This window comes from Collinsella aerofaciens (assembly GCF_015554145.1).
Classification (GTDB): Bacteria; Actinomycetota; Coriobacteriia; order Coriobacteriales; family Coriobacteriaceae; genus Collinsella; species Collinsella aerofaciens_AA.
In genome coordinates, this window is the sequence record NZ_JADNHZ010000005.1 from 110,733 (window position 1) to 122,599 (window position 11,867).

The 11,867-nt window shown below is 61.8% G+C and carries 10 protein-coding genes and 1 tRNA gene; 8 read left to right on the forward strand and 3 right to left on the reverse strand.

The features are described from left to right. Window positions 1-75: 75 nt before the first annotated feature. The 4 genes from I2E13_RS03305 (at window position 76) to proB (ending at window position 3,474) form a co-directional block, all read left to right on the forward strand. Window positions 76-148 (forward strand) — tRNA-Ala (locus tag I2E13_RS03305). Window positions 149-213: 65 nt separating this feature from the next. Beyond that, window positions 214-678: a hypothetical protein gene (locus tag I2E13_RS03310; RefSeq protein ID WP_195404179.1), complete on the forward strand. Its 465-nt coding sequence runs from the start codon at window positions 214-216 to the stop codon at window positions 676-678. A gap of 82 nt (window positions 679-760) precedes the next feature. Further along, entirely contained in the window at window positions 761-2,266 is a 1,506-nt protein-coding gene (locus I2E13_RS03315) for a nicotinate phosphoribosyltransferase (RefSeq protein ID WP_195404180.1), read from the forward strand. An 80-nt stretch (window positions 2,267-2,346) separates the two neighbouring features. Then, complete coding sequence (proB, locus tag I2E13_RS03320; RefSeq protein WP_195404181.1) at window positions 2,347-3,474, forward strand: glutamate 5-kinase; 1,128 nt, start codon at window positions 2,347-2,349, stop codon at window positions 3,472-3,474. Between the two features lie 101 nt (window positions 3,475-3,575). Here proB and I2E13_RS03325 read toward each other — a convergent pair whose 3' ends face one another. Next, window positions 3,576-4,994 carry an alpha/beta fold hydrolase gene (locus I2E13_RS03325; RefSeq protein ID WP_195404182.1) on the reverse strand — a complete coding sequence of 473 codons (1,419 nt, stop codon included), beginning with the start codon at window positions 4,992-4,994 and terminating at the stop codon, window positions 3,576-3,578. A gap of 112 nt (window positions 4,995-5,106) precedes the next feature. On the opposite strand from I2E13_RS03325, the gene I2E13_RS03330 reads away from it, so the two are divergent. Then, a complete protein-coding gene (locus tag I2E13_RS03330) occupies window positions 5,107-6,393 on the forward strand; it encodes a glutamate-5-semialdehyde dehydrogenase (protein ID WP_195404183.1) in 1,287 nt (428 codons plus the stop codon). A 171-nt stretch (window positions 6,394-6,564) separates the two neighbouring features. Then, a complete protein-coding gene (locus tag I2E13_RS03335; protein WP_195404184.1) occupies window positions 6,565-7,164 on the forward strand; it encodes an HD domain-containing protein in 600 nt (199 codons plus the stop codon). Window positions 7,165-7,397: 233 nt separating this feature from the next. Here the strand turns inward: I2E13_RS03335 and I2E13_RS03340 are convergent, their stop codons facing one another. Continuing rightward, a complete protein-coding gene (locus I2E13_RS03340) occupies window positions 7,398-7,808 on the reverse strand; it encodes a transposase (protein WP_195404185.1) in 411 nt (136 codons plus the stop codon). Window positions 7,809-8,163: 355 nt separating this feature from the next. Continuing rightward, window positions 8,164-8,649 carry a CarD family transcriptional regulator gene (locus I2E13_RS03345; protein WP_022094807.1) on the reverse strand — a complete coding sequence of 162 codons (486 nt, stop codon included), beginning with the start codon at window positions 8,647-8,649 and terminating at the stop codon, window positions 8,164-8,166. A gap of 342 nt (window positions 8,650-8,991) precedes the next feature. Here I2E13_RS03345 and argS point away from each other — a divergent pair, with 342 nt between their 5' ends. Further along, window positions 8,992-10,845 carry an arginine--tRNA ligase gene (gene argS, locus I2E13_RS03350; RefSeq protein WP_117563961.1) on the forward strand — a complete coding sequence of 618 codons (1,854 nt, stop codon included), beginning with the start codon at window positions 8,992-8,994 and terminating at the stop codon, window positions 10,843-10,845. A 593-nt stretch (window positions 10,846-11,438) separates the two neighbouring features. Continuing rightward, a complete protein-coding gene (locus I2E13_RS11185) occupies window positions 11,439-11,807 on the forward strand; it encodes an IS110 family transposase (RefSeq protein ID WP_324249367.1) in 369 nt (122 codons plus the stop codon). The last annotated feature ends 60 nt before the right edge of the window (window positions 11,808-11,867 follow it).

Genomic DNA, 11,867 nt, shown 5'->3' on the forward strand with positions numbered 1-11,867 from the left:
AAAGCCCCGTCCCAAAAAGACTGGGTATTGGGCGTTGACAGTTGGCGAGCCGTAGGTAAAATATCAACTTGTCCTGGGGACGTAGCTCAGTTGGGAGAGCGCTGCCGTCGCATGGCAGAGGCCGAGGGTTCGACTCCCTTCGTCTCCACCCTTGGATTTGATAAGCCGCTGACATTGTGTCGGCGGCTTTTTTTAAAAAGAAAGGGCTGTACCATGGCCGAGCTTGAGTCCCAACCACTGTCTGCCGAGGAGCGCGCCGAGTTGGAAGAGCTCCGCGCCGAGAAGGCTCGTCGCGAGGCCCAGGAAGAGGCGCGCCGCGAGCGTGAGGAGCTGGCCGCCTTGCGTGCCGAGCGCAAGAAGGCCGAGGAGGCCGCTGCGAAGGTCGCATCCGAGCCTGCACCCGCGCCCAAGCCCGCCGCCGCGAAGCCCGCGCCTGCGCCCAAGCCCGCCGCACCCAAACCTCAGCCCAAAAAAGCCGCTCGCCCCAAGCCCGTCGAGCCCAAACCGAGCCGCGACGAGATGACCTTTGCCCAGCGCATGGTCACCTCCAAGGAGCCTACGGGCGAGAATGAGATTCCCGGCATGGCTCCGGCTCAAAAAATCATCATCGTGCTCGCCCTCATCGCGTTTATCGTCTTTATGGCCTACACAATCACGGGCAGCATGGGCCTGCACTAACCTGTTCGCGCCGGGCTCCATGCCCGCACGTCCGCCTCGCCCAACCCTCAGCCTCTGCACAACACATCCGAAAGGTCGCCCCATGGCTTTGACCGACATCTCGCATCCCACCGACATTGCAATGCTCACCGATCTGTACGAGCTCACTATGGCCCAGGGCCTGTGGGAGAGCGGCAAGGCTAATGAGCAGGGTTGTTTTACCGCGTTTTACCGCGACCATCCCTTCGGCAGCGCGTATGCCGTCATGTGCGGCACCGCCGAGCTGCCCGAGCTGGTCGAGAACCTGCGCTTTACGCCCGAGGACATCGACTATCTAGCTTCGCTCCAGGCTCCGGCCGGCGGCGCGATGTTTAAGCCTGCATTCCTCGACTACCTGCGCAACTTCCGTGCGCACGTGAACATTGACGCCGTGCCCGAGGGCGAGCTCGTGTTTCCGCGCGAGCCCATGGTGCGCGTCACCGGCCCGTCGTTGGAGTGTCAGCTGCTCGAGACCGCGCTGCTCAACATCGTCGGCTTCCAGACGCTTGTTGCCACCAAGACGGCGCGCGTGGTACTGGCCGCCGATGGTCGCCCCGTTGCCGAGTTCGGCTTGCGTCGCGCCCAGGGTCCCGATGGCGGTCTGGCCGTCGCCCGCGCAAGCTATGTGGCCGGCTGCTCCTCTACGTCCAATGTGCTCGCCGGTCGCCGCTACGGTATTCCCGTCTTTGGCACGCATGCGCACAGCTGGGTCATGAGCTTCGATTCTGAGCTCGAGGCCTTCCGTGCCTTTGCCAAGTCGAGCCCTAAGAACTGCACGCTGCTCATCGACACCTACGATGTGCGTGAGGGCTGCGAGCATGCCATTACGGTTGCCAAGGAGATGGAGGCGGTGGGCGAGCGTCTGTCGGCTATTCGCATTGACTCGGGCGACCTCGCCAAGCTCTCCAAGTATGTTCGTGGCCGTTTTGATGCCGAGGGCCTGCCCTATGTGGGGATCTCGGTTTCTAACGATTTGGATGAGTACACGATTCAGTCGCTGCTCGACCAGGGCGCGCCCATCGACAGCTTTGGCGTGGGTACCAAGCTTGCGACCTGCTATGACCAGCCGGCGCTGGGCGGCGTGTACAAGCTTTCCGCCCGCCGTGCGAGCGAGGCAGATCCATGGACGCCGGTGGTCAAGCTCTCTGAGCAGCCCTACAAGCGCACGATCCCGGGTGTGCAACGCGTGCGCCGTTATTACGACGGCTTTGGCGGCCCGGTCTGCGACATGATCTACGACGAGGACCATCTGGCGGGGGAGGGTGCCGCGCGCGGCAATACCCTCGTGGCCGTGAATGATGCCGCCCTGGTGACCGACGTGTCCGAACTTGAGTATCGCGAGCTGCTGGTGCCGATCGTGCGCGATGGCAGCGCGGTGGCTCCGCGTGAGAGCATCCAGGACGCGCGCGAGCGCTGTGCTTGGGCACTCGATCATCTGGACGCAGCTTTCAAGCGCTTCCTGTACCCGCAGACCTATGTGGTGGGCATGGAACAGGGCCTGGCTCAGGTGCGCGACGAGCTCGTGCGCAAGAACATGGCCGCGGCTTCGGCCTTCCCCTGGGCAAAATAATCCGAAGGGGACGGAGGAACACGGATTATTTTCTCGCTCGCCCGTTCGCCCGTTCGCTGAACAGTTGATTGGTTTAACGTATGACGACTTCTTATAAAACGATGGTGGTAAAGATCGGTTCGTCTACGGTGGTGGGCGCCGACGGCAAGGTCAACCGCGCCTTTATCGGCGGGCTTGCCGATCAGGCCGCAGCGCTGCGCGAGCTTGGCTGGCGCCTGGTCGTGGTGAGCTCGGGCGCCATTGCCTGCGGCTATCCCGTGCTGGGCTTCGACCGTAAGCCGGTCGGCGACCTGCCGAGCCTGCAGGCCTGCGCCTCGGCTGGTCAGTGCATCATCTCGTCGGTCTATGACGAGGAGTTCCATGCGCGCGACCTGCTCACCTCGCTCGTGCTGCTCACGCGCCACGACACGGCGCGCCGCACGTCCTACCTGCACGCGCGCGACGCCCTGCTGCGCCTTGTGGAGCTGGGTGTGGTGCCGGTCGTCAACGAGAACGATACCGTCACCGTCGATGAGATCAAGTTTGGCGACAACGACACGCTGGCGGCGCTTGTGAGCTGCCTGGTTTCCGCCGATCTGTGCGTGACGCTCTCGGACATCGATGGCCTCTACACCGCCAATCCGCATGAGGATCCGACGGCCGAGTTTATCCCGGTCGTGCATAAGATCGATGCCAAGATTATCGCCTCGGCGGGCGATTCTTCCACATCGGTGGGTACGGGCGGCATGATCACCAAGATTCGCGCGAGCCGCATTCTCATGACGGCGGGCATTCAAAGCGTGATTTGCTCGGGCGAGGAGCCCGATGCGCTCGTGCGTCTGGCCCGCGGCGAGAGCGTGGGTACGCTGTTCGATCCGCCGGCGGAGCGCCTGGACATTGCGCCGCGCAAGTTGTGGATTGCACTGGGCGACAAGGCGCACGGCTCGGTGACGGTCGATGACGGCGCCGCGAAGGCGCTGGTCAGCCGCGGATCGTCGCTGCTCGCGGTGGGTATTCGCGAGGTCGATGGCCAGTTTGCCGAGGGCGATGTGCTCGACGTGTGCGACCCGAGCGGCATGGTTGTCGCCCGTGGTATCGCCGAGGCCGATTCGGACGTGCTGGAGCTTGCAGCCGGCCGCCGCCAGGACCAGATTGCCAGCAACCGCCTGCTCGCAGACCTGGCCGAGAAGCCCGCGATCCATAGGGACAACTTGATAGTGTTTGCATAAGGAGAGGCAGCGCTGCGGCTCGTTTTGCCAGCAGTGCTGCCTCTCCTTTTCCGGCACTTGGGGACGTTCCTTTTGTGCCGGCAGACGGGGACACTCCTTTGCTAGAAGATCTGGCGCAGGTTTCCGCGGTTGAGGGCTTCGTCGAAGAGGTGCTTGAACACCACGCTGCCGTGCAGGCCATCGTGTTCAAACTCGTTCGTCACCCAGGCATGCGAGTTGCCCACGCGGCTGAGCGTATCGAGCTGCAGGCCCGAGTCCACGTACATGTCATCGAAGTACACCGCGGCCTGGAGCGGCACCTCGTTGCAGGCCAGGCGCTGCGGGTCGTAGATCTTGTCCCAGCTGGTGTCCTCCATCAGCAGATCCATCGCGGGCTTGAAGGGCTTAAGTTCGGGCATCTGCTCAAACATCCACGGGAACATGGCCTCGCCGGTAAACATGAGCGGGCGCGCGAGTGTGTCGAACTCGGTACGATGGGCTTTCTCTTCTGCCGCGGCCCAGCGAATGGGCATGGTGTCGCCGTCGGCGTAGATGAACTCCTGAAGCGTCCAGTACAGCGGATTCGCGCGCGTGTTGGTGCGCTCGAAGGCGCACATCAAAAAGCTATCGGATACTGAGGCACCGCAGCTCAGCGTGCCGTCGCCGTCAACAAAAGCGTGGTCGATAATCCAATGCATGCGCTCAAAGCTCGGCTTCATGCCAAAGTCGCTGCCCATAAGCTGCAGGCGCTCCACCGTCATCGGCGAGCCGTCGGGTAGCACAGGCTTCTGCTCCTCAAGCGCATCGGCCAGCGCCGCCACGCGCTCGACGTCGGCGGGGTAGCGGTCGTAATACTGCTGCGTCTTGGCGGCCATGCGCGGGAAGGTGTGCGCGTAGACCTCGCTGGCGCTCGCCGGGACGTGGGGGATGCCACCGCAGGTAAAGCTCGCCGCCACGCCCTCGGGGAAGAGCGACAGGTAGCTCAGCGTCAAAAAGCCGCCGTAGCTCTGCCCCAGTGTGACCCAGGGCTTGCCGCCAAAGCCCACCAGGCGCAGGTACTCAAAATCGCGCACGATGGAGCTGGCAAGATGGCGCTTGAGGAAATCCGCCTGCGAGCGTGCTGTATCGGCGCCGGCGGCCGTTGCGCGATCACCCAGTGCCTTGATCGTGCGTCCGTCCACGCAGCTACTGCGTCCGGTGCCGCGCTGGTCGGGAAGGACCACGCGGAAGTGCTTGACGGCCTCCTCGATCCAGCCGTCGCTTGTGGGAGACAGCGGACGCGGGCTCTCGCCGCCGGGGCCGCCCTGCAAAAACAGGAGCAGTGGCAGATCGTCGTTGATGCGGTCGGGCGCGCAAACCACACGGTAGAAGAGCTTGATGCTCTCGGGCGCGCCGGCGATGGGCGCCGGCATAGCGCCGCGGCGCATGGTGCTGCCGACGGCCAGGAGCATCGGCTCCAGGCCGCGCCAGTCAAGGGGGACGTCGATGCTGTGGTCCTCGACGTAAAGGCCGGGGACGTGGTACGAAGTGATGAGGGCCATGTGAGTCTTCCGTTCGTTGCGGTGTTTCGGGTTGACCAATTCTACCGCCGCGGGCGAGGCCATGCGCAAATCGGCTACCATGGTTGCAAACTTCTAGGAGAAAGGGCCGCCCATGTCGGTCGATATAGCCACGTATGTCCTCGATCTTGCCGTTGCCGCCAAGGCAGTGTCGGTCTCGCTTGCCACGGCGAGCGATGAACAGCGCCAGGAGGCCGTGCGCGCCATGGCCGCAGCACTACGCAACGGTGTCGACTCCATCGTCGCCGCCAACGAGCTCGATATGTCCGCCGCGCGCGATGCGGGTACCTCGGCGGGACTCCTCGACCGTCTGCTGCTGACGCCTGAGCGCGTCGAGGGCATGGCCGCCGGCCTGGAAAAGCTCGCCGAGCTGCCCGATCCCGTGGGCCGCGTGCTCGACCACCGCGTGCTTGCAAGTGGCGTGGACCTGACCCGTGTGAGTGTGCCGCTGGGCCTGGTCGCTATGGTCTACGAGGCGCGCCCCAACGTGACGGCCGACGCCGCAGGCATCTGCATCCGTACCGGCAACGCCTGCATTCTGCGCGGCGGCTCGCTGGCCTATCACTCGTGTGCCATGATTTCTGAGCTGCTGGCCGATGCGCTCGAGGCCAAGGGCTTCCCGCGCGAGGCCGTGTCGATGATCGAGTCCACCGACCGCGAGGCCACTGGCGAGCTCATGAAGCTCCGCGGTATTGTCGACGTACTCATTCCGCGCGGCGGTGCAGGCCTGATCCAGCGCTGCGTGCGCGAGTCGCTTGTGCCGGTGATCGAGACGGGCACGGGCAACTGTCACATCTACGTGCATGAGTCCGCCGACTTTGATAAGGCGCTCAACATTATCGTTAATGCCAAGACCCAGCGTGTAGGCGTGTGCAATGCCGCCGAGTCGCTGCTGGTCGACCGTGCCGTGGCCGATGCGTTTTTGCCCGCGGTCGTGGCCGTGCTGCATGACCACGGCGTGCTCATTCACGGCGACGAGGCCACGTGCGCCGCATGCGCCGACGCCGGGCTTGCCGAGGGCGATGACTACGTTGCCGCGACTGAGGAGGACTGGGGTCGCGAGTATCTGGCGCTCGAGATGAGCGTGAAGGTCGTGGCGAACGAGGACGAGGCCATCGCGCACATCAACCGCTACGGCACGATGCACTCCGAGGCCATCGTTGCAGAGGACACGGATGCTTGCGAGCGCTTCCTGGATGCAGTCGATGCCTCAGCCGTGTATGCCAACGCCAGCACGCGCTTTACCGACGGCGGCGAGTTTGGCCTGGGCGCCGAGATTGGCATCTCGACCCAAAAGCTCCACGCCCGCGGCCCCTTTGCCGCCGAGGCCCTCACCACCTACAAATACAAGCTCCGCGGCACCGGCCAGGTTCGCCCCTAAACCTACCAAAAAGGGACAGGTTTATTTTGGCAGGTTTTATCTGCGGTTTTGCCGGGCGACACGTTTGCCCGGCTTTTTTCTCCGTATACCTTTTCTGCCTTTCGGCTTGAGCCACGGCGATATACGATAATGACACCGTGTCCTAGCACCGACTCACCTGGAGGTATTGCCATGTCCCAGATGCTTTCCGCCGGAATCACCCGCGACCGTGCGTTCGAACTGCTTAACGAGCACAACAAAGACCCGTTCCACATCACCCACGGCGAGACGGTCGAGGGCACCATGCGCTACTTTGCGCGCGAGTTCGACCCCGAGAACGAGGAGTTTTGGGGCATCGTCGGCCTGCTGCACGACTTGGATTGGGAGGAGCATGAGGACGACCCCGTGAACCACACCATCTATGCGGCCGAAATCCTCGAGGGCGAGGGCGCCTCCCCCGAACTCATTCGCGCCATTCAGACGCACACGTCCGATTTCAACACCTCGCTGCCCAAGCCCGAGCTGCAGATGGAGAAGATCCTGTTTGCCTGCGACGAGCTCACCGGCCTGATCGGCGCTGCCGTGATCATGCGTCCGAGCAAGAGCGTCATGGACTTTACGACTAAGTCGCTCAAGAAAAAGTTCAAGGACAAACGCTTTGCCGCCGGCTGCTCGCGCGACGTGATTTCGCAGGGCGCCGAGATGTTGGGCTGGGAGCTTCCCGAGCTCTTCGACCGCACCATCGCGGCCATGCAGTCCTTCGCGCCCGACCGCGACACCTTCCAGGCCTAACCTGCCAAAAAAGGGACAGGTTTATTTTGGTAGGTTTTATTTGGGTAAACGCTTCCGTTGGATGTTATTCAGCGGAAGCGTTTTCTGTTTGACATGGTGACGCTGGCGAATGGCGGCGCCTCGCGGCAGACAGCTGCGCTTCGCCGTATCCGTAACTCGGCAAACGCGACGCTACGACGCGTTCTTGATAATCCATGTTCCCAGTCCGGTCAGCAGCTGAATCTACTTAACCGTTAGCCCTTGTTTTCGAAGCGCGCCAGTCCTGCTTTTTGTGGATTCAGATGAATGTATCGAATTGCTTCGAGTAAATACACTTCCGACTTAATGGGCGAATCCCAAAACCGCTCCTGAAACACGTGTCCGATATGCCCCGTCCGCGCATTGTACCTGCCCGCATACGATACGGCTACCGCGTGCATCGCGTCGCTCTTGCGGTCTTCCGGATCGTCGATGAGCAGATGAATGTGGTTTCCCATAAGGCACCAAGCGACAAGCTCGATATTGTGTTTGGGGAGGATCGCATCGAGGATCTGAAGCATGGCGATTCGGTCCTCGGCATCGTCAAACAGCAATTGCCCTCCGTTTCCACGCAACGTGATGTGGAAATAACCGGTTGGTGACTTTGAACGAGGTTTTCTCGGCATGGCCCCTCCTTTAGCTTGGATGGGCTGAAGATACCTCATTCGGAGGCTTCGGTTGTCGAGATTCAGTTCACCGACTATAGCTGCTACCTGCCGAAATGTTATTGCGTTTTCAAATTGATGCTTTTTAATGGTAATTGAGCAAGACGGGCGCGCTTGTTGCGGATACGGGCGTTGGTTGCGTCGATCTGGACGGCCCTCGAGTGATGTCATCGCAAATGGGCTTCACACATTTCTACGGTGACAGAAAAACGGCCGGGCGCTCAAAATAAAACGGAGCTCCCGGCCGTTTACTGATTGTTTGTTGACGTTTGGCCAGATAAAACCTGCCAAAATAAACCTGTCCCTTTTTGGCAGGTTAGTTGAGGGCGGCTTGGGCTAGGCGGGCTTCGGCGTCCTCCTCGGTGACGCCCAGGGCCACAGCGAACTCCTCGATGGAGCGGCGCTTGGCTTCCTTGAGTACGCGCATGTAGTAAGAGCTGGGCTTTTTATCTGCTTCCTCGGCCTGGCGAATACGGTGCATCATGGTTTTTGCCACGCGGACCGTCTCGGGCGCACCCAGCTTGAGCTGCTGCTTAAAGTGCGTCTCCTCCAGCGAGCTGTTGCGCTCGGTAAAGGTGTCGCACTCCAGCTCGTCGTAGTGGCTCAGCAGGTGCTCGGCATCTTGCTGCGAGATGGCAGCGTGCAAACGGTCGGCCTGCGCCACGGGGTACATAAGGATCGTCTGCGCATGTCCCTGCTTGGTCTCGAGCAGCAGCATGGGCTGCGGTGTGTCGTCCCTAAAACCGACGACGGTGCAGACTCCCTGACCCGGATGAATGACGTGTTGACCGATTGAGAACATGCTACCTCCAACTTATACGAATTTGCGTATGTCTAGAATAACACGCTGACGTGCGCAAATCCTCGCTTTATGCAGGAAAAGCACACAACTCTGATAGGTAAGAGTATTCGATAAAAGACACAGCTCATTCACACCTTTATGCATTTTCAACGCGTGCATAATCTGCAGGCAGACCGGCATCTTTGAGTGACTCCATACAAGCTGTAGTCAATTTTGTGCATATGCAATTTCGATTGGCTTTACCCTGCGACAGTGCCCCTCGCTTGTGATAGAGTGCTACAAACTCTGGCTTTTGCCCTACGAGTGACCAAGAGCTCGGGGGCTTTAACACAAGGAGGATCTATGCCCGAGAAGATTGAAGAGCTGGTACGCGCTGCGCTTGCTGCGGCCCAGGAGGCCGGCGACCTTTCCGCATTTGAACTTGACGATTGCGCTATCGAGCGACCGGCTGACACTTCTCATGGCGAGTGGACCTCTACCATGGCCCTGAAGTCCGCCAAGCTGGCCCACTGCGCCCCGCGCAAGATCGCCGAGGCCATCGTTGCCCATATGCCCGAGGATCCCGCGATCGAGAAGGTTGAGATCGCAGGCCCCGGTTTCATCAACTTCTACCTCTCCGTTGCCGTCAAGAATGCCATCTTTGGCGAGGCTCGCGAGAAGGGCATGGACTTCGCTAAGTCCAACGTCGGTGGTGGCCTGAAGACCCAGGTCGAGTTCGTTTCCGCCAACCCCGTCGGCCCCATGCACATCGGCCACGGCCGCTGGGCCGCGCTGGGCGATTCGCTCTGCCGCGTTATGGACCACGCCGGCTATGAGATCCAGCGTGAGTTCTACATCAATGACCACGGCTCTCAGATGAACACCTTCGGCAACTCCATCAGCACGCGCTATATGCAGCTTGCCGACATCATCGCCAAGCAGGGCGTTGATATCGACGAGGCTCACAAGCTGCTGATCGCCGACCGTGACGCCTTTGTTGCCGACGAGAACGACGAGCACCCCGAGACCCATCCGTATCAGGACAACTTTGCCGAGACCTTGGGCAAGGACTCTTACGGCGGCGACTACATCATCGACGAGGCCGCCGAGTTCTGGCGCACCGACGGCGATAAGTGGGTCAACGCCGATCCTCAGGAGCGCATGGAGAGCTTCCGCGAGCGCGGCTATGTAAAGATGGTCGATAACATGCGCGACCTCTGCCACGCCGTCAACTGCGACTTCGATCGTTGGTACTCCGAGCGCTCGCTGTATGTGAAGGACACCGAGGGCGAGACCGCCGGCACCTCCGCCGTCGACCGCGCTTTTGAGAAGCTCGACAAGATGGGCTACCTCTACACCAAGGACGGCGCCCTGTGGTTCCGCTCCACCGATCTGGGCGACGACAAGGACCGCGTCCTGATCAAGTCCGACGGCGAGTACACCTACTTCGCCTCCGACGTCGCCTATCACTGGGATAAGTTCCAGCGCGTCGATCACGTCATCGACATCTGGGGCGCCGACCACCACGGTTACATCGAGCGCGTACGCTGCGTCTGCGACGCTCTGGGTTACCCCGGCAAGTTTGAGGTTCTGCTGGGCCAGCTCGTCAACCTGCTGCGTAACGGCAAGCCCGTCCGTATGTCCAAGCGCAAGGGCACCATGGTGACCCTGCAGGAGCTCGTCGACGAGGTCGGCTCCGATGCCGCTCGCTACACGCTCATCTCCAAGAGCTCCAACCAGATGGTCGACTTCGACATCGAGGCCGTTAAGAAGCGCGACAACTCCAACCCGGTCTATTACGTGCAGTATGCTCACGCCCGCGTGTGCTCCATCCTGCGCCGTGCCGCCGACGTTACCGCCGAGCAGGCCGACGAGATGGGCATGAAGGCCGTTGCCGCCAAGGCCATCGGTGAGAACGTCGATTACTCGCTGCTGACCGACCCGACCGAGCTCGCCCTTTCGCGCAAGCTCAACGAGCTCACCGACCTGATCGCCAGCTGTGCTCGCGACCGCGCTCCGTTCCGTCTGACCCACTTTGCCGAGGAGCTCGCCGGCGACTTCCACAGCTTCTACGCTGCCTGCCAGGTTCTGCCGAGCGAGGGCCGTCCCGTCGACCCCGAGCTTTCGCGCGCCCGTCTGGCAGCTTGCGACGCTGTCCGCGTGACGCTCGCCCTGGTGCTTACCCTCGTTGGCGTTTCCGCGCCCGAGCAGATGTAATCTGCGGGTCATTTGACCGTGTAGGTTTGGTTTAACTGAGCCCTATAAGCCCGATCTCCTACGGAGGTCGGGCTTTTTTCGCAAACGCCGACGTATTGATGAATTTGGAACTGCTGGAAATACGAAACTATGCCGGTTTACTACGATGAATTGAGGAATTCTAACCACGCCGGCTTTTTGCTAAAAAGTGCAAGGCATCTACCTGCGGTTTTAGTTCAACAAGTTTCGTGTGGTCGCGGTTGAGCGATTCATCGTAGTAAACCGCCATAGTTTTGGCGGAGGCAGTCAGATTTGTGGGTGGCAAACAAAGAGTGTCCCCAGTGACTAGTCGTTTAAGAACGTCCATTACAGTCGAAATTGTCAGCCCGGGACCGTCTCGGGCTACGATTGAGGCGCGCCCAGAACGGGCCGCCGACCGGGCGCCCGCGCACGGCCGAACGTCCCTGCCCCAGAGAGGGCCCGTTGGGTGCTGCCGGCGCGGGACGCGCCGCCCCCGACGGCTGATAGGAAAGTGCCGGGCAGGTGCCGCGGCTGGTAATGTGAGTGCCGAGGGGGAGGCCATCCGGTCGAACGACTACCGGAAGGATACCACCGTGAAAGCGACATCCACCAGGCCCGCGGCCGTGCTCGGCCTGGACGTCGGCAAGTCATCGCACTGGGCCTGCCTGGTCGACCGCGACGGGGAGGTGCTGGCCAGCGCCCCCGTCCGCAACAGGGAGGCCGAGCTCGACGCGCTGTTCGCCTCCGCGCCCGCCGGCACGCTCGTCGTCGTCGACCAGTTCCGCAACATAGGGTCCCTCGCCGTGAGGCGGGCCCGCGCCGCGGGGCTCGGGGTCGCCCACCTGCCCGGGCTCGCCGCCAGCCGCGCCGCGGGCCTGTTCGCCGGCGAGGCCAAGACCGACGAGCGCGACGCCGCGGTGATCGCGCGGACCGCCCTGGGCGTGCTGTTAGCGCTACTGTAAAAACAACCATTTTGACCAACGCTCAATAACCAATCATGCCAACGCAATCCCGCCATTTGC

Bases quoted from the DNA above. Each gene is read 5' to 3' on its own strand.
- I2E13_RS03310 (WP_195404179.1), top strand. From the start codon at position 214: ATGGCCGAGCTTGAGTCCCAACCACTGTCTGCCGAGGAGCGCGCCGAG.
- I2E13_RS03315 (WP_195404180.1), top strand. From the start codon at position 761: ATGGCTTTGACCGACATCTCGCATCCCACCGACATTGCAATGCTCACC.
- proB (WP_195404181.1), top strand. From the start codon at position 2,347: ATGACGACTTCTTATAAAACGATGGTGGTAAAGATCGGTTCGTCTACG.
- I2E13_RS03325 (WP_195404182.1), bottom strand. From the start codon at position 4,994: ATGGCCCTCATCACTTCGTACCACGTCCCCGGCCTTTACGTCGAGGAC.
- I2E13_RS03330 (WP_195404183.1), top strand. From the start codon at position 5,107: ATGTCGGTCGATATAGCCACGTATGTCCTCGATCTTGCCGTTGCCGCC.
- I2E13_RS03335 (WP_195404184.1), top strand. From the start codon at position 6,565: ATGTCCCAGATGCTTTCCGCCGGAATCACCCGCGACCGTGCGTTCGAA.
- I2E13_RS03340 (WP_195404185.1), bottom strand. From the start codon at position 7,808: ATGCCGAGAAAACCTCGTTCAAAGTCACCAACCGGTTATTTCCACATC.
- I2E13_RS03345 (WP_022094807.1), bottom strand. From the start codon at position 8,649: ATGTTCTCAATCGGTCAACACGTCATTCATCCGGGTCAGGGAGTCTGC.
- argS (WP_117563961.1), top strand. From the start codon at position 8,992: ATGCCCGAGAAGATTGAAGAGCTGGTACGCGCTGCGCTTGCTGCGGCC.